Below are 24,084 nucleotides of genomic sequence, written 5' to 3'. Positions count from 1 at the left end.
TTCTCGCGCCAGCGCGTCACGCGGGGGCCGCCCGGACGTCCCTCTGTCACCTGGCATCACCCACCGAAGGAAGGCGACGGACGTGGCGGCTCGAGACGAATGGTCGATCAGCTGCCGGGACCTGGCCGGCAGGCGACGGGACCTGACGGTGTTCGTGAGCAGCGGCCGGGTGGTCCTGGTCGCACCACCCGGCGAGGCCGCGGTGCTCGAACCACTCGACGTGGGCAGGCTTCGCGCCGCACTGCGCGACGCCGTGGTCGTGGTCGGCGAACGGTCCCAGTAGTCACTCCAGATCCGCGACGGCCGCGGCGACGTCCACCGGCGGAACCGGCTGGGCACGCTCGCACACCGTGAACGCGGCCGCGCAGCAGTCGTCGACGCGTTCGACCAGACCACCACGGTCGGCACCGATCTGCTGCAGCGTCACCCGCAGATCCGTGCCGAACATGACCGGATCCGGCACGTGCCACCGGTAGAACCCGACGTACTTGGGGATCGGCCCCGGTCCCGGCACCTCCAGCGGCGCCCCCGCGTACAGCCCGGCGTGCGGCCCCATCCCCCACGCCGATCCGACGTAGTCCTCCAGCCCGGTGCCGCAGATCGTGGGGAACTCACGGTCGCCGTCGCGGTAGATCTTCACCTCGCCCTCGCCGTACCACTGGCCGCCGTCGATCGGTCGCACCCCGCCCACCCAGCCGAGGAACCGGCCCGGCCCGCGCAGACCCTCGGTGACCACGAAGTCCCGTTTCGACACGGTCGGGTTCTCCCGCCGGAACCCGACGTGCAGACGGCCCGCGCCGGAGTCACCGAGCGTGTAGTCGATCTGGAAGTACAGGACGATCGGGTCCGGGTTGCCGTTGACCAGGTCGACGTGGATGCGCTCGCCGAAGGCCATCGGAATGTAGCTGTTGAAGCCGCGGGCCTCGGGGATGCTGGTCAGCGCGCTGGCGTAGGCGACGGGACGGCCGTGCGGTGATCCGAAGAAGTCCACGCACGGCACCGAAACGCTGGGGTAGGACAGGCCGCCGTAGCGGACTTCGAGGTAGACCGACCGCATGCGCACCGGCTTGTCCGGTGGGAACGTCATCCAGATGTGCCGGATCGTGCCCGGTCCGGCCAGGTCCGCGAGGGTGACGCGTTCACCGCCCTCGATCACCCGGCTGGGCGCACCCTTGCGACCTCCGCCCGCCCGGCCACCCGCGCCGCGCTCCCCGGTGGGGTTCTCGAACGTGACGGCCCGCGAGTCGAGCGCCGGCGCGACCCTCGTCAGATCTGTGACATCGAACACACTGCCCACGGTAGGCATGGTCCGCACTCCTCCGCCAGGGCTGACCGGCCTACCTGATCGGCTCTCCCGCCAGGTGCAGGTGCCGCAGGGCCTGCGCGTACGAGTCGAGAAGACCGGTTTCGTTGTAAGGAACGCCGATCTCCGCGCAGTAGTCCCGGACGATCGGCTGGGCTCGCCGCAGGTGGGGCGTCGGCATGCTCGGGAACAGGTGATGCTCGATCTGGTAGTTCAGGCCGCCCATCGCGGTGTCGACGAGCCACCCGCCGCGCACGTTGCGTGACGTGAGCACCTGGCGGCGCAGGAAGTCGGGCCGCTCGTCGCCGGTCAGCGTCGGCATCCCCTTGTGGTTGGGCGCGAAGATCGATCCCATGTAGACGCCCCACAGCCCCTGGTGCACCACGATGAACACGAGCGCCTTCAACGGCGACAGCACCAGGAAAACCGCCCCCAGGTACAGCGCGAAGTGGGTGCACAGCAGTCCGGCTTCGAGCCCGCGCCGCCGCAGCCCCGGTTTGGCCACCGCGCGGATGCCCGCCCAGTGCAGGTTCAGCCCTTCCAGCGTGAGCAGCGGGAAGAACAGGTACGCCTGGTGCCTGCCGACGAAGCGCGGGAGCCCGCGGCTGGCACGGGCCTGGTCCTTCGACCAGACCAGGATGTCCGGGGCGACGTCGGGGTCGAGTTCCTCGTGGTTGGGATTGGCGTGGTGGCGGGTGTGCTTGTCCATCCACCAGCCGTAGCTGAGGCCGATGCCCAGATTGCCCGCCAGCCGCCCGGCGATCCCGGTCGGACGGCGGGTGCGGAACACCTGCCGGTGCGCGAGGTCGTGGGACAGCAACGCGATCTGGCCGAACAGCGCCGCCAGCAGCACGGCGACGAGCAGCGTGGCCCACGAATCGCCGAGCCACCCGAACCACGCCCAGGCACCGGCGAGCAGCGCGGTCACCACGCCGATGCGCAGCGTGTAGTAGCCGGGGCGCCGGTCCAGGAGTCCGGCGTCCTTGATGCGCCGCGACAGCCGGGCGAAGTCGCTTCCGGTTTCCGGCGGGAGGGTCTGTCTGGTCACGGATCGAGTCTCGGGACATTCCGGCGAAGCGGACAGCCGGTGCGCACCCGTTCCCGTGGTGGGGTTCACCCCCGTGACGGCGGACACTGAGCCGGGGTACGCGGAGTCCTTACCCCGGGCCGAAGCTGTAGGTTAGCCTAACCTGTATGGCCCAGACCGTGGATCTTGTCGCCGAGTCGACCACCGGCACCCGCCTGCACGGGGACGGCCTGACGTTGGGTTACGACGGACGGGTCGTCGCCGAAGACCTCTCGGTCACCATCCCGGACCAGTCGTTCACGGTGATCGTCGGGCCGAACGCGTGCGGCAAGTCCACTCTGCTGCGGGCGCTGAGCCGTCTGCTCAAGCCACGCCAGGGCATGGTGTACCTGGACGGTGACGTGATCACGTCGCTGCCCGCGAAGCAGGTCGCGCGCAAGCTGGGGTTGCTGCCGCAGAGTTCGATCGCGCCGGACGGCATCACCGTCGCCGATCTGGTGTCCCGTGGCCGGTATCCGCATCAGCGCCTGCTGCGCCAGTGGTCGCGGGAGGACGCCGAGGTCGTGGAACGCTCGATGGACGCGACGGGCGTGACCGAGCTGGCCGACCGGATGGTCGACGAGCTGTCCGGCGGGCAGCGGCAGCGAGTGTGGCTGGCGATGGCGCTCGCGCAGGAGACCGAGTTGCTCCTGCTGGACGAGCCGACGACGTTCCTGGACATCGCACACCAGATGGACATCCTCGACCTGTGCGCGAAGCTGCACGCCGAGCAGGGCCGCACCCTGGTCGCGGTGTTGCACGACCTCAACCACGCCGCCCGCTACGGCACGCACCTGATCGCGATGCGTGACGGCGAGGTGCTGGCCACGGGCACGCCGGAGGAGGTCGTGACCGCCGAGCGGGTCGAGCAGATCTTCGACCTGCCCTGCTCGGTGATCCCCGACCCGGAGACCGGCACTCCGTTGGTGATTCCGAAGGCCCGCAGGTAGCTTCGGCTGCTGTGAACCAGCGTGTGTGGAACGAGGTCGACGAGTACGTCGCCGGGACGCTGATCCCGGCCGATCCGGTGCTGGAGGATGTCCTCGCCGCCATCGACCACGCGGGACTGCCGCCGATTTCGGTGTCTCCCGCGCAGGGCAAGCTGCTGCATCTGCTGGCGCGGATCCACGGCGCACGGTCGATCCTGGAGATCGGCACGCTCGGCGGGTACAGCACGATCTGGCTCGCACGGGCCCTGCCCGCCGACGGCCGTCTGGTGACGCTGGAGGCCGATCTGGCGCACGCGCAGGTGGCGGAGAACAACCTCGACGCGGCCGGGTTCGGCGAGATCGTCGAGATCCGGGTCGGGCCCGCCCTGGACACCCTGCCCTCGCTGGCGGGCCCGTTCGACTTCGTGTTCGTGGATGCCGACAAGGTGAACAACCCGTCGTATTTCGAGTGGGCGCTGCGATTGTCCCGCCCGGGCACGATGATCGTTGTCGACAACGTGGTGCGAAACGGTGCGATCGCGGATGCGTCGAGCACGGACCCGGCGGTCGTGGGCACGCGGAAGATGCATGACCTGATCGCCGCCGAGGCCCGGGTCGAGGCCACGACTGTCCAGACGGTCGGTTCGAAGGGCTACGACGGCTTCACTCTCGTCCTGGTGACATCGTGATCGACAAGGTCGCGTGGCTGCGGGTCGAGAACGGCCGCGTACTGGCGGCCCGCTCGCACGGCAAAACAGCGTGGTACCTGCCCGGCGGCAAACGCGAGCCCGGCGAAACCGACGCCGAGACCCTGGCGCGCGAGGTGGCCGAGGAACTGGCGGTCGAGATCACCCCGGGCAGCGCCGAGCTGACCCTGACCGTGGAAACCGAAGCCGACGGCCAACCACAGCTGCTGCGCATGGCCTGCTACACGGCGGCTTACACCGGAACGATCACCCCCTCGGCCGAGATCGCCGAGGTGGCGTGGCTCGGCTACGCGGACCGCACCCGAGGCTCCCAAGCGTTCCGTTTGGTACTGGACGAGCTGCACTCCCGCGGCGAGCTGCACTAACCCAACCCGGAGCGGCAAACACGCCGCCCGCAGCAGCCAACACGGTGCCCGCAGCGGCAAACACGCGCGTGTCGGCCGCTCCCGTCGGCGTGTTGGCCCTTCCGGGCAGCGTGTTGGCCGCTCCCGCTGCCGTGTTGGCCCTTCCGGGACCGCCACCCGGCAACGCAAGCCAACCAAGACCGGCCCAGACCTCCCCCGCCCCTCGTCCCCAGCCCGCTTTGGTCGCCGCGCGAGGCGACCGACTACCGGCCGCCCAAGCGACCAGCGGTCACCTCGCCTACCGGAAGTCCGAGCTCCAAAGATCAAAAGCGTCCTCGCCGGACGGGCAGACTCCGGGATGACCAGGGCTCCCGCAATCGGGCTCACCTTGACGAGGGGTCGCCGTGCGGTCATCCCGTCGCCTTCCAGTTTGTGCCTATCGTTCAGTGTCAGGCGACCGGATGACCACCCAGCTCCGGGTTCCCAGCAGCTCGCTGACGCCCGCCACAAGCAGGCGCGCTGCTGGTCAGCGCACGACGGGAGCAGCGGCGGGGGTGGGTGCGAAGTCGGCTCCCATGGCCTCTCGCCAGATGTCGGCGGGCAGCGTCTCGCCCGTCAACGGCACCCCGGCCCAATCGGTGCGCGGAAGCTCGTCGTCACCACCGACCCAGACCACTGTGGACAGAACTGGGGAAGCTCCGGCCGTCCACCCGTCAGACGTGCCGTACGCGCCGGGACCGCCCTGCGCGAATCGGGCGACATCGGGTGGCAGGGCGGGTACCGGTGTGGTGTCGCGGCTCCACACGACCTCGTCGCCCTTGCGCACCTCCGCCACGAAATGCGGGGCGACCCGTTGGCCACCGGAGGCGAACGTCGCGTACACCGCCGCCAGGTCGATCGGCCGCAGAGCGTACGTGCCCTCGGCGATCGTCGACGCGATGTGCACGCCGTCCGCCGCGGTCAGGGTTCTCGTACCGTCCAGGAATTCGGGGATGCCGGCATCATAAGCAGCTTGCCGGATCTTCGCGCCCGTCACCACGGGTGGCACGTCCGCGCGCGCACGCAGTTCCGCCACCTGCACCACCGAACGGAAAGCCGAACCCGGGCGGTGCGGGGTCACGGCGTAGTCCGTCACGCTCCAGTTCCCGCCGGCGTATGCGGCAACTCCGCCGTCACGCGGCCGTACCGACACCACAGCGGCACGCAGGTCCGCGGGTTCGCCCGCCAAGCGGTTCCGCACCGCCTGCTCGGTCCGGTCCTGTGCCTTCTCCTCCAGCGTGGTGCGGACCGTCATGCCCTCCCGCCGCAACGTCTCCAACGGGAAACCCTGCGTCTCCAACTCTGCCAGCACCTGCTGCCGGATGTGGTAGTCGCTGTAGCTGGTCCGGCCCGCGCGCGTCTCGTCCGGGTCGAGCACCCGCGGATACGCCATGCTGTCGCGCTCGGCAGCCGACACGTAACCGCGCTCGGCCAGCTTGTCCGCGGCGTAGGTCCACCGCTTCGCGGCCTGCTCCGGGCCCACCGTCGCGGGGTCGTGACCGTAGGGTGCCTGCAACATCCCGGCGAGGAAAGCGGCTTCGCTCCACGAGATGTCGCGCAACGGCTTGCCGAAATACGCCTGGGCGGCAGCCGCCGGGCCGTGTGTGTTGCGGCCGAAGGAGATGACGTTGACGTAGCTTTCGAAGATCTGTTCCTTGCTCTGCTGGTTCGTGATCTTCGTGCTGAGCACCAGCTCCTTGAACTTGCGGAACAGCGTCGCGTCGTCCTCGCCGGTGGAGTTCTTGACGTACTGCTGCGTGATGCCCGACCCGCCGCCGACCCCGGTCACCATCGCCCGCGCGATCCCGGTCGGCTCGAACCCGCTGTTCGTCCAGAACGTCGGATCCTCGACGGCGACGATCGCGTCCACGAGCTTGCGCGGAACCCCCGCGTACGGCGTGAAGGTGCGGTCACCGTCGGCCGGGACGACCTTCATCAGCTCGGCGCCGTCGGAGTACTCCAGCACCACGGTCTTGTCGAGCTCCGCCAGCACCTCCTGCGGGCTCCGCACGTCCCACACGAGGTACCCGACCGCGAAGGCGATCGCCGGAACCCCGATGAAGAGCCCGGCCAGGACGTACCCGACCCGCCGGACCCTCCGCCACCACAGCCGCCTGCGTTGCTTCTCCACACACTACAGACGCGGCGTGGTGATTAACTTGTTGCAGTCCGCTGGTAGAACGGCAACGCGACCACCTCGACCGGCTCGACCCGGCCCCGGATGTCGACCGACAGCCCGGTGCCGGGCCCGCTCAGCGCGACCGGCACGTAGGCCATCGCCACCGGGTGACCCAGCGTCGGCGACAGCGCACCGCTGGTCACCTCGCCCACCGGCTCGTCACCGGACAGCACCCGGTACCCGTGCCGCGGCGCACGACGGCCACCGCCGCGCAGGCCGACCAGCACCTCGGACGGCTCCCGCCGTCCTTCGAGCCCGGCCTTGCCCACGAAGTCCGGTTTGTCGAACTTGACCACACGCCCCAGGTTCGCCTCGAACGGTGACCGCTCGGTGGACAACTCGTTGCCGTACAACGGCATACCCGCCTCCAGGCGCAGCGTGTCCCGGCACGCCAGCCCGGCGGGCACCAGGCCGTATGGCTGCCCGGCCTCGGCCAGCAGATGCCACACCTCGGGCGCCTCCGCCGCGGGTACGTACAGCTCGAAGCCGTCCTCGCCGGTGTAGCCGGTGCGCGCGAGCAGCACGTCGTGGCCCTTCACGGTCGCCGGGACGCTCGCGTAGTACTTCAATCCGGCCAGGTCGGCGTCGGTGACCGCACCGACGACGTCGACCGCGCGAGGCCCCTGCACCGCGATCAGCGCGACATCGGCCGAGCGATCGGTGACCTGCGCGGCGAAACCCTGCGCGCGGGCCGTCAGCTCCGCGGCGACCGTGGGCGCGTTGCCCGCGTTGGCGACCACCAGGTACTTCTCGTCTTCGAGTCGGTAGACGACCAGATCGTCGACCACCCCGCCGGAGGGCGTGCACATCATCGAATACCGCGCCCGGCCCGGCTTGACCGCCGACAATCTGCCGACCAGCGCGTGGTCGAGTGCGTTCGCGGCCTGCGCGCCGGTCACTTCGATCTCACCCATGTGCGAGAGGTCGAACAGGCCGGCCGTCTCCCGCACCGCCCGGTGTTCGGCCAGCTCGCTGCCGTAGCGCACCGGCATCTCCCACCCGGCGAAGTCGGTGAACAGCGCGCCCAGTCCCTTGTGGACGGAGTACAAAGCGGTCCGCATTGGATCAGCTCCCGTAGGCTTCGATGGACGGGCACGAGCAGACGAGGTTGCGGTCGCCGTGGGCGCCGTCGATGCGCCGGACCGGCGACCAGTACTTGTTCTTCGGCGACATCCCGCCCGGATACACCGCGGTCTTGCGGTCATACGGCAGATCCCAGTCGCCGGTCAGCATCTCCGCGGTGTGCGGGGCATTGCGCAGCGGGCTCCGCTCGATCGCCCAAGTGCCCTCGGCGACCTGCTCGATCTCCCGCCGGATGGCGATCATCGCGTCGCAGAAGCGGTCCAGCTCGCCGACGTCCTCGCTCTCCGTCGGCTCGACCATCAGCGTCCCGGCGACCGGGAACGACATGGTCGGCGCGTGGAACCCGTAGTCCACCAGGCGCTTCGCGACGTCGTCGACCGTGACGCCGGTACGCTTGGTCAGCGCACGCAGGTCGAGGATGCACTCGTGGGCGACTCGCCCGTTGCGGCCGGTGTAGAGCACCGGGTAGTGCGGGGACAGCCGAGCCGCGACGTAGTTCGCGGCGAGCACGGCGACCTTGGTGGCGCTGGTCAACCCGGCGCCGCCCATCATCCGGATGTAGGCCCACGAGATCGGCAGGATCGACGCCGATCCGAACGGCGCCGCCGAGATCGGGCCGACCCCGGTGTCCGGGCCCGCGCCGTCGAGCAGCGGGTGGTTGGGCAGGTACGACGCGAGGTGCGCGCGCACCGCCACCGGTCCGACGCCCGGGCCGCCACCGCCGTGCGGGATGCAGAACGTCTTGTGCAGGTTCAGGTGCGACACGTCGCCGCCGAACTCACCCGGCTTGGCGAGTCCCAGCAGCGCGTTGAGGTTCGCACCGTCCACATAGACCTGACCGCCGGCTTCGTGCACGACGCGGGCGATCTCGCCGATACCCTCCTCGTACACACCGTGCGTGGACGGGTAGGTCACCATGATCGCCGACAGCGTGTCGCGGTGCTGCTCGGTCTCGGCACGCAGATCGTCCAGGTCGACGTCCCCGTTGTCGTTGCAGGCGACCACGACCACGCGCATCCCGGCGAGCACGGCGGACGCGGCGTTGGTGCCGTGCGCCGAGGACGGGATCAGGCAGACGTCGCGCTCGGGCTGCCCGTTGGCCCGGTGGTAGGCGCGGATCGCGAGCAACCCGGCCAGCTCACCCTGGCTGCCCGCGTTGGGCTGCAACGACACCTCGTCGTAGCCGGTGACCTCGGCGAGCCAGCCGCACAACTGCGCGATCAGCTCGCGGTAACCCGCGGCGTCCTCGGCCGGGGCGAACGGGTGCAGCCCGGCGAACTCCGGCCAGCTGATCGGCTCCATCTCGGCGGTCGCGTTGAGCTTCATGGTGCACGAGCCGAGCGGGATCATGCCGCGGTCCAGCGCGTAGTCCTGATCGGACAGTGCACGCAGGTAACGCAGCATCGCGGTCTCGGAGCGGTGGCTGTGGAACACCTCGTGCGTCAGGAATTCGCTGGTGCGGGCGAGACCGGTGGGCAGCGCCGTGGTTACGGTAAGGTCCGCCCGCACCCCGAACGCGCCGAGCACCGCCCGCACGATGTCCACAGTGGTCACTTCGTCACACGCGACGCGCACGTGGTCGCCGTCCACGAGTCCGAGGTTGATGCCGGATTCGCGCGCGGCCGCCACGACCGCGGCGGCCCGTCCGGGAACCCGTGCGAGGACGGTGTCGAAGAAGCTCTCGTGCACGACCTCGACCCCGCCGGACCGCAGTGCGGCGGCCAGCCCGGCGGCCAGGCCGTGCACGCGCTCGGCGATCGCCTTGAGCCCGTCCGGCCCGTGGTAGACGGCGTACATCGCGGCCAGCACCGCGGGCAGCACCTGGGCGGTGCAGATGTTCGAGGTCGCCTTCTCGCGGCGGATGTGCTGCTCGCGGGTCTGCAGCGCGAGCCGGTACGCCGGGTTGCCGTCCGCGTCCTTGGACACGCCGACCAGGCGGCCGGGCAGCGATCGCTCCAGGCCCTTGCGCACCGCGAGGTACCCGGCATGCGGGCCGCCGTAGCCGAGCGGGACGCCGAAGCGCTGCGTGGTGCCTGCCGCGAGGTCCGCGCCGAACTCGCCCGGCGCGGTGACCAGCGTCAGCGCCAGCAGGTCCGCCGCCACCGCGTAGAGCGCGCCCGCCTCCTTGGCCACCTTGCCGATCGCCTCGTAGAAGCCCTTGCCGCGCAGCACACCGGACGCGCCCGGGTACTGCACGACGACACCGAAGAACTCGTCCGGCAGCCCGGCACCCAGGTCCCGCACGTCGACCTCGACGCCGACCGCCTCCGCGCGTGTCCGCACCACCGCGATGGTCTGCGGCAGGCAGTCCGCGTCCAGCACGACGCGCGACGACTTCGCCTTCGACACGCGGCGCATCAACAGAACGGCCTCGGCGACGGCGGTGGACTCGTCGAGCAGCGAGGCGTTGGCGATGTCGAGACCGGCCAGGTTCGACACCATGGTCTGGAAGTTCAGCAGCGCCTCCAGCCGCCCCTGCGAGATCTCCGGCTGGTACGGCGTGTACGCGGTGTACCAGGCCGGGTTCTCCAGCACGTTGCGGCGGATGACCGGCGGGGTGACGGTGTCGCTGAACCCGAGGCCGATCATCTGCGTCATCGGCCGGTTCTGCGCGGCCAGCGCCCGCAGCTCGGCGGTCGCCTCCCGCTCGGAGGCCGGGGGCAGGCCCAGCGCCCCCGCGGTGCGGATCGACGCCGGAACCGCGGCCTCGACCAGGGCGTCCAGGCTCCCGTACCCGCACTCGACGAGCATCTTGGCCTGGTGGTGCTCGGAAGGTCCGATGTGACGATCGGCGAAGGACATCGGGAGCTCCTCATCTACGGGTGCGGGAACTCCCCCTCTGTCATCGGCACCTGAGAGTTTCACCGCGCGCAGCGGCTTTCACCTTGGGTGAGACGCTGGCTGCGCCTTCTTTCCAGAGTGGCCTGGCGCGGAGCGGTAACTGGTACCTGAGAGATTGGCGGGGAAATTGCTCCTTCGGCGCCCCAGCTGACCTGGGGACTCTCCCGCTCCGGCTCATCACGGCCTGGTATTCGGTTGTCTGACTCGAAGTCTACAGCGGGGTAACGTACGCGCCCGAGATCCCGCCGTCCACCAGGAACTGCGAGGCGGTGATGAAGGACGCATCGTCGCTGGCCAGGAACGCCACGGCGGCGGCGATCTCCTCCGGTTCGGCGAACCGGCCCACCGGCACGTGCACCAGGCGGCGGGCGGCCCGCTCCGGATCCTTCGCGAACAACTCACGCAGTAACGGGGTGTTCACCGGTCCGGGGCACAACGCGTTCACCCGGATGCCCTCGCGGGCGAACTGCACGCCCAGCTCGCGGGTCATCGCCAGGACCCCGCCCTTGGACGCCGTGTAGGAGATCTGCGAGGTCGCCGCGCCCATCACGGCCACGAACGAGGCGGTGTTGACGATCGAGCCCCTGCCCTGCCGCCGCATGTGCGGGATCGCATGCTTGCAGCACAGGTACACCGAGGTGAGATTGACCTGCTGGACCTTCTGCCAGGCGTCGAGGCCGGTGGTCAGGATCGAGTCGTCCTCCGGGGGCGAGATGCCGGCGTTGTTGAACGCCACGTCGAGCGAGCCGAAGCGGTCCACCGCCGTGGCGAACAGGAGCTCGACCTGCTCTTCGCTGGTCACGTCGGTGGCGACGAACTCACCGCCCACCTCGTCCGCCGCCTTCTTCCCGGCGCCGGCGTCCACGTCGGCGATCACGACCTTCGCGCCCTCGCTCGCCACACGCCGCGCGGTGGCCAGGCCGATCCCGCTGGCGCCGCCGGTGATCACGACGACCCGGCCGTCGAACCGCTGCATCTATTCCTCCGTATCGATGAAGACGTTCTTGACGTCGGTGAACGCGTGCAAGGCGTCCGGCCCGAGCTCACGGCCCAGGCCGGACTGCTTGAACCCGCCGAACGGCGTCCAGTACCGCACCGACGAATGCGAGTTCACCGACAGGTTGCCTGCTTCGACCGCCCGCGACACCCGCAGCGCGCGGCCCACGTCGCGGGTCCAGATCGAGCCGGACAGGCCGAAGACGCTGTCGTTGGCGAGGCGGACAGCGTCGGCCTCGTCCCGGAACGGCACCACGGCGACGACCGGGCCGAACACCTCCTCGGTCAGCAGGCGCTCGCCCGGCCTCGTCACGACCGTGGGCGGGAACCAGAAGCCGGGGCCGTCGGGGGCGTTGCCGCGGATGGCGACCTCGGCGCCGTCGAGGTAGGAGGCGACCCGTTCGCGGTGCGGCGCGCTGATGAGCGGGCCCATCTCGGACTTCTCGTCACCCGGGTCACCGACGACGACCCCCTGGACCGCGGGTTCCAGCAGTTCGAGGAACCGGTCGTAGACGCTCTGCTGGACGAGGATGCGTGAGCGGGCGCAGCAGTCCTGGCCGGCGTTGTCGAACACGCTGGAGGGCGCGGTCGCGGCGGCCTTCTCCAGGTCGGCGTCGGCGAAGACGATGTTCGCGCTCTTGCCGCCCAGCTCCAGCGTGACGCGTTTGACCTGCTCGGCGCATCCGGCCATGACCTGCTTGCCGACCGCGGTGGAGCCGGTGAACACGACCTTGCGCACGCACCTGTGGGTCACGAACCGCTGTCCGACCACCGAGCCCGCTCCGGGCACGACCTGGAAGACGCCCTCCGGGATGCCGGCTTCGAGGGCCAGTTCGGCCAGACGGAGCGCGGTGAGCGGGGTCAGTTCGGCCGGTTTGAGCACGACGGTGTTGCCCGCGGCCAGCGCCGGCGCCAGGCCCCAGCCCGCGATCGGCATCGGGAAGTTCCACGGCACGATCAGCCCGACCACGCCCAGCGGCTCGTGGAAGGTGACGTTCAGGCCGCCCGCGACCGGGATCTGCTGCCCCAGCAGTCGTTCCGGCGCGGCCGCGTAGTAGTGCAGCACGTCGCGGACGTTGGCGGCCTCCCAGCGGGCGTTGCCGAGGGTGTGCCCGGAGTTGCGCACCTCCAGCCGGGCCAGGTTCTCCAGGTCGCCGTCGACGGCTTCGGCGAAGCGGCGCAGCAGGCGGGCGCGGTCACCGGGGGCCGTTTTCCGCCATCCGGGATAGGCGTGGTGTGCCTTCGCGATCGCCGCGTCGGCCTCCTCCTCGGTGGCCAGCGGGACGTCGGTGATGACGTCCTCGGTGGCCGGATCGATCACCTCCACGCTGCCTCCACCAACGCCGCGAACAACCGAACCTCCTGGGTGTCCTGCTCCGGATGCCACTGCACGCCGACCACGAAGTGCTCGCCCGGCAGTTCGACGGCTTCGACCGTGCCGTCCGCGGCCCAGCCGACTGCTCGCAGCCCCTCGCCCAGCTGGTCGACGGCCTGGTGGTGGTAGCACTGGCACTTCGTCTCGGCGCCGAGGATCCCGGCCACGCGGCTGCCCTCGGCGAGGGTGACGCGACTCGGGCCGTACACGCCGGGCGACGGCTGGTGCTCGGTGTGGCCGACGCGGTCCGGCAGGTGCTGGGTCAGGCTGCCGCCGAGGACGACGTTGAGCACCTGCATACCGCGGCACACGCCGAGAACCGGGAGTCCGCGGTCGAGGGCGGCCTCGGCGAGGGCGAACTCGAAGGCGTCCCGCTCGGGGCGGGTGACGGTCCCGGCCCGGGGTTCCTGCCCGTAACGCCGGGGCTCGACATCGGCTCCGCCGGTCAGGACGAGGGCGTCCACAGCGGACAGTGCTTGCGTGTCCCCTGCCGGGAGCAGGATCGGGATGCCGCCTGCGTTGACCACGGAGTCCACATAGGAACGCGGAAGCAGGGCGGCGTCGGTGCGCCAGACGCCCCAGCTCGCTTTTTCCAGGTACGTGCTCAGGCCCACGACCGGTCGAGCACAGCGGCGCGCAGCGCCTCCGTTGAGGGTGGCGGCGGGCTGGCGGGCGGGCCTAGAGGCGTTCGAACCCACGCTGACGCTCCCAGTCGGTGACGGCGGCATCGAAGGCGGTGAGCTCGACCCTGGCCGCGTTGAGGTAGTGCTCGACGACATCTTCGCCGAACGCCTCGCGGGCCACCTTGCTGTCGGCCAGCAGCGCCGCCGCCTCCCGCAGGGTAGTAGGCACGGTGGCCTTGTCCGAATGGTAGGCGTTGCCGGTGAACTCGTCTTCGAGCGGCAGTTCGTTGTCGATGCCGTGCAGCCCGGCGGCGATGACGGCGGCGACGGCCAGATAGGGGTTGACGTCCCCGCCCGGCACGCGGTTCTCCACCCGCAGCGACGGCCCGTGCCCGACGACGCGCAGCGCGCAGGTGCGGTTGTCGGCGCCCCACGCGACCGCGGTCGGGGCGAAGCTGCCGGGCGCGAAACGCTTGTAGGAGTTGATGTTCGGGGCGAGGAAGTAGGTCAGTTCACGCAGACAGGCGAGTTGTCCGGCGATGAAGTGCCGCATCAGCGCAGGGTCCTCGGCCAGCACCGGGGTGCCGTCCGTGCCGCGCAGGCTGAGGTGGATGTGGCAGGAGTTGCCCTCGCGCTCGTTGTACTTCGCCATGAAGGTGAGGCTGCGACCCTCCTGCGCGGCGATCTCCTTGGCGCCGGTCTTGTAGATGCTGTGGTTGTCGCAGGTGCGCAGAGCCTCGTCGAAGCGGAACGCGATCTCGTGCTGACCGGGGTTGCACTCGCCCTTGGCGGACTCGACGTACATGCCGGCGCCGGTCATGTCGTTGCGGATGCGGCGCAGCAACGGTTCGAGCCGTCCGGTGCCGAGCATCGAATAGTCCACATTGTACTGATTGGCCGGCCGCAGGTCGCGGTAGCCGCCGCGCCAGGCTTGCTCGTAGGTGTCGTCGAAGACGATGAACTCCAGCTCGGTGCCGACGAACGCGGCGAGGTCCCGTTCGGCGAGGCGGGCGAGCTGGCGGCGCAGGACCTGGCGCGGCGAGGCGGTGACCTCGCCACCCTCGACGCGTTCGATGTCGCACAGCACCAGGGCGGTGCCCTCGTGCCAGGGCACGCGGCGCAGCGTGGTGAGGTCGGGGCGCAGCACGAAGTCGCCGTAACCGGTTTCCCACGAGGAGATCGCGTAGCCGTCGACGGTGTTCATGTCCACATCGACGGCCAGCAGGTAGTTGCAGGCCTCGGTGGCGTGGTCGACGACCTCGTCGAGGAAGTAGCGGGCCGAGCAGCGTTTGCCCTGCAGCCTGCCCTGCATGTCGGTCATCGCGACGAGGACGGTGTCCACGGTCCCCTCCCCGGCCAGCGAGCGGAGCTGGCCGAGCCCGAGCATGCCCTTGTTCATGCGACAACCCTTGGGGCAGGCGCGGGTGCTGTCAAGCGATCGCGCGAAGAACCAAACGATCTCGGGGTGCCGGGGGTCAGCTCGCGGCCGCCACCGGGCTGCCGAGGAGTTGCCGGATCTCGCGGACGGCGCTGCGGCCCGCGCGGTTGGCGCCGATCGTGCTGGCGGAGGGGCCGTAGCCGACCAGGTGCAACCGCGGGTCGGCGACCACGCGGGTACCGTCCATCCGGATGCCGCCACCGGGTTCGCGCAGGTGGAGCGGCGCGAGGTGGTCCAGGGCGGCGCGGAAACCGGTCGCCCACAGAATCGTGTCGACGCGCTGCTCGGTGCCGTCCGCCCACGCGACACCGGACGGGGTGAGGTGGTCGAACATCGGGCGGCGGTCGAGAATGCCGCGGGCCTCGGCGTCGCGCACCTGAGGCGTCCGCATCAGGCCCGTCACGCTCACCACGCTCATCGGCGGCAGACCGGCCCGCACCCGGCGCTCGACCCTGGCCACGGCCTCGCGGCCCAGTTCGGGACTGAACTCGACGTCCTTGAACACCGGCGGGCGGCGGGTGACCCAGGTGGTGCCGCTCGCGACATCGGCGATCTCGATCAGCAGCTGCACGGCCGATGTCCCGCCGCCCACGACCAGGACGTGCTGCCCCCGGAACTCGTCCGCGCCGCGGTAGCCGGCGGTGTGCAGCTGACGGCCGGTGAAGGTGTCCTGCCCCGGGTAGTGCGGCCAGAACGGGCGGCCCCACGTGCCGGTCGCGTTGACGACGGCGCGGGCGGCCCAGGTGTCGTCGGCGCTTTCGACCAGCAGGCGCTCACCTTCGTCCCGGACGGCGAGCACCTCGACCGGGCGCCGCACGGGCAGGTCGAAGACGCGTTCGTAGCGCTCGAAGTACGCGGCCACGACCTCGGACGCCATCCGGTGCTCGTCGTGTTCGTCGAAGGCCATACCGGGCAGGTCGTGGAAGCCGTGCACCTTGTCCAGCCGCAGCGACGGCCACCGGTGCTGCCATGCCCCGCCCGGCCCCGGGTTGTGATCGAGCACGACGAAGCCCGAGCCGTTCCGCAACCCGGCCCGGCGGAGGAAGTAGGCCGCCGACAGCCCGGCCTGTCCCGCTCCGATCACCACGACGTCGGTTTCGCTGCGCACACCCGCTACAACCGCCGGGAATCCCCGGCCCTTCCCGGACGTGGCGCGCGGCACCCCTCAGTTCGGCAGCGCGAACACGCGTCGTGCGTTGCCGCCCAGGAAAAGCTCCGCCGCGGTGGCGCCCAGGTCCAGGCCGGCGAGCCGGTTCAGCGCCTGGGCCGGCGTCAGCATCGGGTAGTTGCTGCCGAACAGCACGCGCTCCCGCCCCCGCCCGCGCAGGAACTCCACCAGCTCCGCGGGCAGCCGGTGCACCGCGTACGCCGAGGTGTCGACGAAGAAGTTCGGGTACTTGGTCACCAGTGACAGCACCTCCGCCATCCACGGGTAGCCGACGTGCCCGCCGACCACGACCAGGTCCGGGAAGTCCAGCAGCACCTCGTCGAGGTACGGGATCGGCCGCCCCGGCTCGGACGGGCACAGCGGGCCGGTGTGCCCGATCTGGGTGCAGAACGGCACGTCCTCCTCGACGCACGCCACGTACACCGGGTAGTAGCGCCGGTCGTTCGGCGGCAGGTTCCACAGCCACGGCACCACCCGCACGCCGACGAACCCGTTCCGCACGCACCGCCGAATCTCCCTCACCGCCCGCACCGGATCGGTCAGGTCCACGGAGGCGACCCCGGCGAAGCGGTCCGGGTGCGCCGACACGATTTCGGCGACCTCGTCGTTCGAGATCAGCGCCCCGCCGGGCCCGTGCCACGCCGACAGCAGCCCGACGCGCACCCCGGCCTCGTCCATCGCGTCGAGCGTCGCCTGCAGGCGGGGCGCGCGGGGCGACATGCCGGTCCACCGCAGCAGCGACGCCAGCCACGGCTGGTCCATGAAGTGCTGGTTCGGCTGCTGCATCCACACGTCGACCACGTCGGCCATCGGTCGTCCCCTCGCTGGTCAGAAAAGGTGGCGCCGGACGGCGGCGTGGGACTTGCGCGCTGCTGCGCGGCCGCGACGGGACGTAGGGGTCAGCGGCGGCGGATCAGGCGCACGATCGCCACGATGCCGAGTACCGCGGCGACCCCCGCCAGTACCGGCGCGAGGCGCTTGGTGACCGAACTGCCCGCGTATTCGAAGAGGTCGATGGCCTCGGCTTCGCGGGGCTGCGGCTTCACCGTCTCCAGCTTGGGCTTGTCCAGGGCCGGTTCGGTGGTGACCCCGGAGGCCACCGGCTTCTCCTCGGCGGTCGCCGCGGGCTCCGGCGTGCCGAGGCGGTCGGCCAGGTTGGTGGCGAACTGGTCGAGGATCTTCCCGCCGACCTCGGAGATCATGCCGCGCCCGAACTGCGCCGGGCGGCCCGTGACGTTGAGGTCCGTGGCCACGGTGCCCTTCGTGGCTCCGTTGTCCTCGGACAGCGTCACGGTGACCGTCGCCGCCGCGGTGCCCGCTCCTCGCGAGTCCTTGCCGGAAGCCTTGATGACGATCTTGCGGGCCTGTTCGTCGGTCTCCAGGAACTCGCCGGAGCCCTTGTACAGCAGGGAGATCGGCCCCAGCTTCACCTTGACCGTACCGGTGAACGTCTCACCCTCGACCTTCGTCAGAGTCGCGCCCGGCATGCAGGGGGCAACACGCTCCGGGTCGGTGACCGCCTTCCACACCTCGGCGGGCGGTGCCGGAACGGTGAATTCATGGTCGAGCCGCACGGGCCGACCTCCCTTCTCCAGAAACTTCAAGTCCCTCGCAGCCACCTTAGTGCCGATGACGGCTACCGCGTGGCTCCGAGGGACGTGCCTGCGTGGGCGAAAGCGATCGGATGATCACCCTGGTGCGCTCGGCGGTCGCCCCGTGGCCGCCCCGCGCGGGACGGCCACGGGCATCGCTCGCTAGACCCCGGCCAGTGCCGCCGACACCGCGCGGCCGGTCAGGACCCTCGCGAGTTCCTGCCGGTACTCCACGTCCGCGTTGCCGTCGGCGGTGGGGCTGGTTCCTTCGGCCGCGTGGGCGGCCGCGGACCGGATGGCGTCGGCGGTGGCGGCCTGACCGATCAGGGCCTGCTCGACCGCCGCGGCGCGCACCGGCACCGAGGCCATGTTGGTCAACGCGACCCGCGCCTCGGCGATGGTGTCGCCGTCGGTGCGGACCGTCGCCGCCACGGCGACCATCGACCAGGCCTGCGCGACCCGGTTGAACTTCTCGTAGTGCGCCTTCCAGCCGGTGTGCTTGGGCACCCGGACCTCGACCAGGATCTCCGCCGGGTCCAGCGCCGTGGTGAAGAAGTCCTGGAAGAACTCCGCCGCCGGGACGGTCCGGCGCCCGCTGCTGCTCGCGATCACCATCTGGGCGTCCATCGCCAGCGCGGGGGCCAGCAGGTCACCCGCCGGGTCCGCGTGCGCGATCGACCCGCCGAACGTGCCGCGGTGCCGCACCTGCGGATCGGCCACCGTGTCGGTCGCCCTGGCCAGCAGTGCGGCGTGCTCGGCGACCAGCTGGTCGCGCTGCACGTCGTAGTGCGTGGTCATGGAGCCGATCACGATCGCGTCACCGTCGTCGCGCACGCCACGCAGCTCGGTGACCTTGCCCAGGTCGACGAGCGTCGTGGGCGCGGCCAGCCGCATCCGCAGCACCGGCAGCAGGCTCTGCCCGCCGGCCAGCACCTTGGCGTCCTCACCGGCCGCGGCCAGCGCCTGCACTGCCTCGTCCACAGTGGACGGAGCGACGTAGTCGAAGGCAGCGGGGATCACTGCGCACCTCCCGAAGCGTCGATGGAACCCAGACCGCCGCCCGCCTCCGAGCCGACCCCGCCGGCATCGGAACGGCCGCGGTGGATCGCCGACCACACCCGCATGGGCGAGCACGGCATTTCGATGTCGTCGACCCCGTGGTGCCGCACCGCGTCGACGATCGCGTTCACCACCGCCGGGGTGGACGCGATGGTGCCCGCCTCGCCGACGCCCTTCACACCCAGCGGGTTCGACGTCGCCTCGGTCTCCGTGCGGTCGGTGACGAACGTGGGCAGGTCGACCGCCGAGGGCAGCAGGTAGTCGGCGAACGTGCCGGTGGTGAGCGTGCCGCTCTCGTCGAACACCGCCTCCTCGTACAGGGCCTGCGCGATGCCCTGGGCGAGCCCGCCGTGCACCTGGCCCTCCACGATCAGCGGGTTGACCACCTTGCCGACATCGTCCACGCAGACGTACGACCGCAACCGCACCCGTCCGGTCTCGGTGTCGACCTCGGCCGCGCACAGGTGCGTGCCGTGCGGGAACGAGAAGTTCTCCGGATCGAACACGGCCTCGGAGTCCAGCGTGGGCTCCATGCCGTCGGGCAGGTTGTGCGCGGCGAACGTGGCGAAGGCGACGTCCTGGATCGTCGTCGAGGCGTCCGTGCCGCGGACGCTGAACTTGCCGCCCTCGAACTCCAGGTCGTCCGGCGAGCACTCCAGCAGGTGCGCGGCGATCGTGCGGGCCTTGTCGACGACCTTCTCGGCGGCCTTGACCACCGCGATGCCGCCGACGGCCAGCGACCTCGACCCGTAGGTGTCCATGCCCTTGTGCGAGGACTGCGTGTCGCCGTGGATGACCTCCACGTCGTCGAACCCGACACCGAGCCGGTCGGCCACGATCTGGCTCCACGCCGTCTCGTGGCCCTGCCCGTGCGCCGACGCGCCGGTGATGACCTCGACCTTGCCGGTGGGCAGCATCCGGATCGCGGCGTGTTCCCAGCCGCCCGCCGCGTAGTCGAGCGAGCCGAGCACCCGGGACGGCGCCAGGCCGCACATCTCCGTGAACGTGGACATGCCGATGCCCAGCTGCACCGGATCGTTGCGCTCACGGCGCTCCCGCTGTTCCCGGCGCAGGCCCTCGTAGTCGAACAGCTCCTTGGCGCGCGCGGTGGCGGCCTCGTAGTTGCCCGAATCGTAGGTCAGCCCGGCCACGGTGGTGAACGGGAACTCGTCGTGCCTGATCCAGTTCTTCTCGCGGACTTCGAGCGGGTCCATGCCGAGCTCCGCGGCGAGCTCGTCCATGATCCGCTCGATGGCGAACGTGGCCTCCGGCCGCCCGGCGCCGCGGTAGGCGTCGGTGAGCGTGGTGTTGGTGAACACGTTGGTGCACGCGAAGTGGTAGGCCGGGACCTTGTAGATCGCGTTGAACATGAACGCGCCCAGGATCGGCACGCCCGGCCCGACGAGACCGTTGTAGGCGCCCATGTCGGCCAGCAGTTCGACCTTGAGCCCGGTGAGCCTGCCGTCGCGGGTCGCGCTGAGCGTGATGTCCTGGATCTGGTCGCGGCCGTGGTGCGCGGTCTGCATGGTCTCGGAGCGGGTCTCGGTCCATTTGACCGGCCTGCCGAGCTTCTGCGCGATCAGCACCGCCATCGTCTCCTCCGGCAGCACGGCGATCTTGCCGCCGAAGCCGCCGCCGACGTCCGGCGCGATCACGCGGAGCTTGTGCTCGGGGATGCCGAGCGTCAGCGCCGCCATGGTCTTGAGGATGTGCGGCACCTGGGTGGAGGACCACATGGTGATCTGGGCGCCGGTCGGATCGACCACGACCGAGCGCGGCTCCATGAACGCCGGGACCAGCCGCTGCTGGCGGAAACGCCGCCGGAGCACGACCTCGCCGCCGGCGATGGCCTGCTCGACGTTCTCACCCGTGCCCGCCTCGGCCGAGTCGAAGATCCACGTCGCCTGCTTGTTGGTGCCGAGGTCTTCGTGCACCAGCGGCGCGCCCTCGGCGATCGCGTTCTCCAGGCCCAGGACCACGGGCAGGTCGTCGTAGTCCACGTCGATGGCCTCGAGCGCGTCCGCGGCCTCGGCCTTGCTGCGGGCCACGACCACGGCGACGCCCTCACCGGCGAAGTTGACCTGGTCGGCCGCCAGCACGGGCCGTCGCGGCTGCTTCATGTCCGGCGTGATGGGCCACGCGCACGGCATGCCGACGGAACTGTCCGGGTCGAGGTCGCGTGCGGTGTAGACGGCGACGACGCCCGGCAGGTCCCGTGCCGCGGAGGTGTCGACGGAGTTGATGCGGGCGTGGGCGAACGGGCTGCGCAGGATCGCCACGTGCAGCATGCCGGGCAGCGTGATGTTGTCCGTCCAGCGGGTGCGGCCGGTGATCAGCCGCGCGTCCTCCTTGCGGGTGCGGGCCTTGCCGACCTCGGGTTCGATCGTCGAGGTCATCTCACTCGCCCCCGCCCGCGAACGCGCTGGGCGCGCGGGACACGTCGCCGTCCGCGACGCGCTCGGCCTCCGGGCCCGCGCCGGGACTCATGCGCTGCGCCGCGTCACGCACCGCCCGCACGATGTTCTGGTAGCCCGTGCAACGGCACAGGTTGCCCTCGAGCCCCTCGCGCACGGCGTGCTCGTCGGGGTTCGGGTTGTCGGCCAGCAGGTCGATCGACTGCATGATCATGCCCGGCGTGCAGAAGCCGCACTGGAGGGCGTGGTTGTCGTGGAACGCTTCCTGCACGGGGTGGAGGTTGCCGTCGCGGGACAGGCCCTCGATGGTCGTGATCTCGGCACCATCGGCCTGCACCGCGAGGACCGAACACGACTTCACGCTCTGTCCGTTGAGGTGCACCGTGCAGGCGCCGCAGTTGCTGGTGTCGCAACCGATGACGGTGCCGACTTTCCCGAGCGTCTCCCTCAGGTGGTGAACGAGCAACGTGCGGGGTTCGACCTCGTCGGTGTAGCTGGTTCCGTCGACTGTGACGGTGATGCGCATGAGGCCTCCAGTGGTGGGAGCTGGGTGATCGGCTTCACAAGCGAGCGTGCTACGTCCGTGCCGATCCGACAAGTCCTGCTTGGGTGACACTTCACCCCACCTTCCGCAGGTGCACGGAAAAACCCTGCTACAGGACCGCAAACGCGGAACAGCCCTCCACCAAGTGTCCAGTCGCGCGCCGACGAACGGGTCAGCCGTGGATGCGCCCGGACAGCGCCGTGAGCCGCTGCCCGCCCCCGCCCCACCGCATCGCGATGATCTCGGCGGCGATGGACACCGCGGTCTCCTCGGGTGTGCGGGCCCCGAGGTCGAGTCCGATCGGGGAGGCCAACCGCGACAGTTCGCCCTCCGTCAGCCCCGCCTCCCGCAAGCGGTCGAGGCGGTCGTCGTGCGTGCGCCGCGACCCCATCGCGCCGATGTAGCCGACGTCCAGCCGCAGCGCGACCTCCAGCAGCGGCACGTCGAACTTCGGGTCGTGGGTCAGCACCGCGATCACGGTGCGCCGGTCGATGCGGCCCGCCTCCGCCTCGGCCCGGAGGTACCGGTGCGGCCAGTCCACGACCACCTCGTCGGCCTCCGGAAAACGCGACGCCGTGGCGAACACCGGGCGCGCGTCGCACACGGTGACCTGGTAGCCGAGGTAGGAGCCCATGCGCGCCATCGCGGCGGCGAAATCGATCGCGCCGAACACCAGCATCCGCGGCTGCGGTTCGAAGGAGTTGACGAACACCGCCATGCCCTCGCCGCGCCGCTCGCCCTCCAGGCCGTAGTGCAGGGTTCCGGTGCGCCCGTTCGCGAGGAGGCCGCGCGCGTCGTCGGCGACCGCGTCGTCGATGCGGCCGGTGCCCAGCGTTCCGGCGGTGCGGTCCGGCCACACGATCATGTGCCGTCCGCGCCGCTCCGGATCCTCGTGCTCGATCACCGTGACGACGGCGACCGGCTCTCCTCTGTGGACGGACTCGACGATGTCGCCCAGCTCGGGCAGGGTCTCCCGGTCCACCCGCTCGACGTAGATGTCGATGATCCCGCCGCAGGTCAGGCCCACCGCGAACGCGTCGTCGTCGCTGACGCCGTAGCGCTGCAGCACCGGCTCGCGGTCGGCCACGACCTGCTGGGCCAGCTCGTACACCGCCCCCTCGACGCAGCCGCCGGACACGCTGCCGACCACGGTGCCGTCGTCGCCGACGAGCATCGCCGCGCCCGGCGCCCGCGGAGCGGAGGAGAAGGTCGCCACGACCGTGCCCACGCCGACGGCTTCGCCTTCGCGCCAGCGCTTGTACAACTCGTCCAGTACGTCATGCATCACGGATCTCCAGCAGCAGTCGTTCCAGGGTGGCCAGGCTGTGGCCGGCCAGCAAGCGGTCGATGTGCGGGAGCGCGGCCGCGATGCCGGACTGCACCGGAGCGTAGCCTTCACGGCCCGCGTGCGGATTCACCCAGAACACGGCGTGCGCGAGGCGGCGCATCCGCGCCATCTGCTCGCCGAGCAGCCCGGGGTCGCCGCGCTCCCACCCGTCGGAGAACACCGTGACGACGGCGCGGCGCGCGAGCCCGCGCTGTCCCCAGCGGTCGAGGAAGATCCGCAGCGTCTCGCCGAGGCGCGTGCCGCCCGCGAAGTCGGGCACGGCGGTGCCCGCCGCGAGCATCGCGCGTTCCGGGTCGCGCTGCCGCAGCTGACGGGACACCCTGGTCAGGCGTGTGCCGAGGGTGAACACCTCGACCGAGGCGGGCGCGCGGCGCACCACGACGTGCGCGAACCTCAGCAGCGAGTCGGCGTACGGGCTCATCGACCCGGACACGTCGAGCAGCAGCACGACCCGGCGCGGGCGGTGCGCGCGCGTGCGGTGCGCGAGGCGGACCGGTTCACCGCCGCCTGCCAGCATCGCCCGCAGCGTCCGCCCCGGATCGAGCGAGCCGCGGCGCGCCGGGCGGCTGCGCAGGGACTTCCGCATCGGCGGTCGTGGCCGCAGCACGGCCATCAGCTCACGCAGGTGCTCCCGTTCGGCCTTGGTCAGCTCCGCGAGGTCCCGCTCCCGCAGCACCTCCGCGTCGGTGGCCGCCACGCGCAGTTCGTCGTCGGTGTCCCCCGAGCCCTCGCCGGAGGGCTGGGAGACCATGGCCGCGATGCGGGACCGCTGCTCGCGGCGGACCGTCGCCGGCCGTGGTTCGGGCGGCGCGGCGGCGAACCACTGCGCGAACGCGTCGTCGTAGCGGATCAGGTCGTCCGGGTCGGAGCAGAGCGTCAGCCGTCCCGCCCAGTAGAGCCCGTCGGCCTCGGTCAGGTCGAGCCGCTCGACGGCGTCGAGGTAGGCCTGCACCCGCTGCGGCCCGCACGCGACGCCTGCTTCGCGCAGCGCGGTGGCGAAGCCGACGAACCCCGCCAGCGGATCCTGAGTGCCCAC

The 24,084-nt window shown here is 70.8% G+C and carries 21 protein-coding genes and 1 riboswitch; of the genes, 4 read left to right on the top strand and 17 right to left on the bottom strand.

What is annotated here, in order from left to right; genetic code table 11:
• Positions 1-82: 82 nt before the first annotated feature.
• Complete coding sequence (locus tag HNR02_RS16930; RefSeq protein WP_017984299.1) at positions 83-283, top strand: hypothetical protein; 201 nt, start codon at positions 83-85, stop codon at positions 281-283.
• Here HNR02_RS16930 and HNR02_RS16925 read toward each other — a convergent pair whose 3' ends face one another.
• Both HNR02_RS16925 and HNR02_RS16920 read right to left on the bottom strand, forming a co-directional pair.
• Positions 284-1,288 carry a glycoside hydrolase family 172 protein gene (locus tag HNR02_RS16925; RefSeq protein ID WP_179774119.1) on the bottom strand — a complete coding sequence of 335 codons (1,005 nt, stop codon included), beginning with the start codon at positions 1,286-1,288 and terminating at the stop codon, positions 284-286. It lies immediately after the preceding gene.
• Between the two features lie 49 nt (positions 1,289-1,337).
• Positions 1,338-2,351: a fatty acid desaturase family protein gene (locus HNR02_RS16920; protein ID WP_312861038.1), complete on the bottom strand. Its 1,014-nt coding sequence runs from the start codon at positions 2,349-2,351 to the stop codon at positions 1,338-1,340.
• A 146-nt stretch (positions 2,352-2,497) separates the two neighbouring features.
• Here HNR02_RS16920 and HNR02_RS16915 point away from each other — a divergent pair, with 146 nt between their 5' ends.
• From HNR02_RS16915 to HNR02_RS16905, 3 genes are read left to right on the top strand one after another with little or no spacing between them, the layout of a single operon-like run.
• Complete coding sequence (locus tag HNR02_RS16915; RefSeq protein ID WP_179774118.1) at positions 2,498-3,319, top strand: ABC transporter ATP-binding protein; 822 nt, start codon at positions 2,498-2,500, stop codon at positions 3,317-3,319.
• Positions 3,320-3,330: 11 nt separating this feature from the next.
• A complete protein-coding gene (locus HNR02_RS16910) occupies positions 3,331-3,987 on the top strand; it encodes an O-methyltransferase (protein WP_179774117.1) in 657 nt (218 codons plus the stop codon).
• Positions 3,984-4,370: an NUDIX hydrolase gene (locus HNR02_RS16905; protein ID WP_179774116.1), complete on the top strand. Its 387-nt coding sequence runs from the start codon at positions 3,984-3,986 to the stop codon at positions 4,368-4,370. The genes HNR02_RS16910 and HNR02_RS16905 overlap by 4 nt, the downstream gene beginning before the upstream one ends.
• A gap of 505 nt (positions 4,371-4,875) precedes the next feature.
• On the opposite strand, the gene HNR02_RS16900 is transcribed toward HNR02_RS16905, so the two are convergent.
• The 15 genes from HNR02_RS16900 to HNR02_RS16830 all read right to left on the bottom strand — a co-directional run bounded on the left by HNR02_RS16900 (position 4,876) and on the right by HNR02_RS16830 (position 24,084).
• Complete coding sequence (locus tag HNR02_RS16900) at positions 4,876-6,519, bottom strand: transglycosylase domain-containing protein (RefSeq protein WP_179774115.1); 1,644 nt, start codon at positions 6,517-6,519, stop codon at positions 4,876-4,878.
• A 23-nt stretch (positions 6,520-6,542) separates the two neighbouring features.
• Complete coding sequence (gene gcvT, locus HNR02_RS16895; protein WP_179774114.1) at positions 6,543-7,628, bottom strand: glycine cleavage system aminomethyltransferase GcvT; 1,086 nt, start codon at positions 7,626-7,628, stop codon at positions 6,543-6,545.
• A gap of 4 nt (positions 7,629-7,632) precedes the next feature.
• Positions 7,633-10,452 carry an aminomethyl-transferring glycine dehydrogenase gene (gene gcvP, locus HNR02_RS16890; RefSeq protein ID WP_179774113.1) on the bottom strand — a complete coding sequence of 940 codons (2,820 nt, stop codon included), beginning with the start codon at positions 10,450-10,452 and terminating at the stop codon, positions 7,633-7,635.
• A gap of 123 nt (positions 10,453-10,575) precedes the next feature.
• Positions 10,576-10,668, bottom strand: a riboswitch (glycine riboswitch).
• A gap of 34 nt (positions 10,669-10,702) precedes the next feature.
• Entirely contained in the window at positions 10,703-11,467 is a 765-nt protein-coding gene (locus HNR02_RS16885; RefSeq protein ID WP_179774112.1) for a 3-oxoacyl-ACP reductase, read from the bottom strand.
• The gene (locus HNR02_RS16880) at positions 11,468-12,814 is read right to left on the bottom strand and encodes an aldehyde dehydrogenase family protein (RefSeq protein ID WP_179774111.1); all 1,347 of its coding nucleotides are present in this window, start codon (positions 12,812-12,814) and stop codon (positions 11,468-11,470) included.
• Entirely contained in the window at positions 12,805-13,476 is a 672-nt protein-coding gene (locus HNR02_RS16875) for a gamma-glutamyl-gamma-aminobutyrate hydrolase family protein (RefSeq protein ID WP_312861037.1), read from the bottom strand. The genes HNR02_RS16880 and HNR02_RS16875 overlap by 10 nt, the downstream gene beginning before the upstream one ends.
• A 64-nt stretch (positions 13,477-13,540) precedes the next feature.
• Complete coding sequence (locus HNR02_RS16870) at positions 13,541-14,872, bottom strand: glutamine synthetase family protein (RefSeq protein WP_376772931.1); 1,332 nt, start codon at positions 14,870-14,872, stop codon at positions 13,541-13,543.
• 88 nt (positions 14,873-14,960) lie between these two features.
• On the bottom strand, positions 14,961-16,031 hold the full coding sequence (locus HNR02_RS16865; protein WP_179774108.1) for an NAD(P)-binding domain-containing protein: 1,071 nt from the start codon (positions 16,029-16,031) through the stop codon (positions 14,961-14,963).
• Between the two features lie 57 nt (positions 16,032-16,088).
• Positions 16,089-16,901 carry an amidohydrolase family protein gene (locus tag HNR02_RS16860; RefSeq protein ID WP_179774107.1) on the bottom strand — a complete coding sequence of 271 codons (813 nt, stop codon included), beginning with the start codon at positions 16,899-16,901 and terminating at the stop codon, positions 16,089-16,091.
• A gap of 89 nt (positions 16,902-16,990) precedes the next feature.
• Positions 16,991-17,665, bottom strand: coding sequence for an SRPBCC family protein (locus tag HNR02_RS16855; protein WP_179774106.1), 675 nt, complete (start codon positions 17,663-17,665; stop codon positions 16,991-16,993).
• A gap of 180 nt (positions 17,666-17,845) precedes the next feature.
• Positions 17,846-18,703, bottom strand: coding sequence for an FAD binding domain-containing protein (locus HNR02_RS16850; RefSeq protein ID WP_179774105.1), 858 nt, complete (start codon positions 18,701-18,703; stop codon positions 17,846-17,848).
• A complete protein-coding gene (locus HNR02_RS16845) occupies positions 18,700-21,138 on the bottom strand; it encodes a xanthine dehydrogenase family protein molybdopterin-binding subunit (protein ID WP_179774104.1) in 2,439 nt (812 codons plus the stop codon). Before HNR02_RS16845 ends, HNR02_RS16850 begins: the two co-directional genes overlap by 4 nt.
• A 1-nt stretch (position 21,139) precedes the next feature.
• Positions 21,140-21,682 (bottom strand): (2Fe-2S)-binding protein, encoded by a 543-nt coding sequence (locus HNR02_RS16840; RefSeq protein WP_179774103.1) that lies wholly within the window; start codon positions 21,680-21,682, stop codon positions 21,140-21,142.
• Positions 21,683-21,872: 190 nt separating this feature from the next.
• Positions 21,873-22,985, bottom strand: coding sequence for an XdhC family protein (locus tag HNR02_RS16835; protein ID WP_179774102.1), 1,113 nt, complete (start codon positions 22,983-22,985; stop codon positions 21,873-21,875).
• A complete protein-coding gene (locus HNR02_RS16830; protein WP_179774101.1) occupies positions 22,978-24,084 on the bottom strand; it encodes a vWA domain-containing protein in 1,107 nt (368 codons plus the stop codon). The genes HNR02_RS16835 and HNR02_RS16830 overlap by 8 nt, the downstream gene beginning before the upstream one ends.

Source organism: Amycolatopsis endophytica, assembly GCF_013410405.1.
Taxonomy (GTDB): Bacteria; Actinomycetota; Actinomycetes; order Mycobacteriales; family Pseudonocardiaceae; genus Amycolatopsis_E; species Amycolatopsis_E endophytica.
This window is presented reverse-complemented; position numbering and strand designations above follow the sequence as displayed.

What these genes read in the sequence shown, in the direction of transcription:
- HNR02_RS16915 (WP_179774118.1), top strand. Translation starts at nt 2,498, where the DNA reads ATGGCCCAGACCGTGGATCTTGTCGCCGAGTCGACCACCGGCACCCGC.
- gcvT (WP_179774114.1), bottom strand. Translation starts at nt 7,628, where the DNA reads ATGCGGACCGCTTTGTACTCCGTCCACAAGGGACTGGGCGCGCTGTTC.
- gcvP (WP_179774113.1), bottom strand. Translation starts at nt 10,452, where the DNA reads ATGTCCTTCGCCGATCGTCACATCGGACCTTCCGAGCACCACCAGGCC.
- HNR02_RS16885 (WP_179774112.1), bottom strand. Translation starts at nt 11,467, where the DNA reads ATGCAGCGGTTCGACGGCCGGGTCGTCGTGATCACCGGCGGCGCCAGC.
- HNR02_RS16870 (WP_376772931.1), bottom strand. Translation starts at nt 14,872, where the DNA reads ATGCTCGGGCTCGGCCAGCTCCGCTCGCTGGCCGGGGAGGGGACCGTG.
- HNR02_RS16860 (WP_179774107.1), bottom strand. Translation starts at nt 16,901, where the DNA reads ATGGCCGACGTGGTCGACGTGTGGATGCAGCAGCCGAACCAGCACTTC.
- HNR02_RS16845 (WP_179774104.1), bottom strand. Translation starts at nt 21,138, where the DNA reads ATGACCTCGACGATCGAACCCGAGGTCGGCAAGGCCCGCACCCGCAAG.
- HNR02_RS16840 (WP_179774103.1), bottom strand. Translation starts at nt 21,682, where the DNA reads ATGCGCATCACCGTCACAGTCGACGGAACCAGCTACACCGACGAGGTC.
- HNR02_RS16835 (WP_179774102.1), bottom strand. Translation starts at nt 22,985, where the DNA reads ATGCATGACGTACTGGACGAGTTGTACAAGCGCTGGCGCGAAGGCGAA.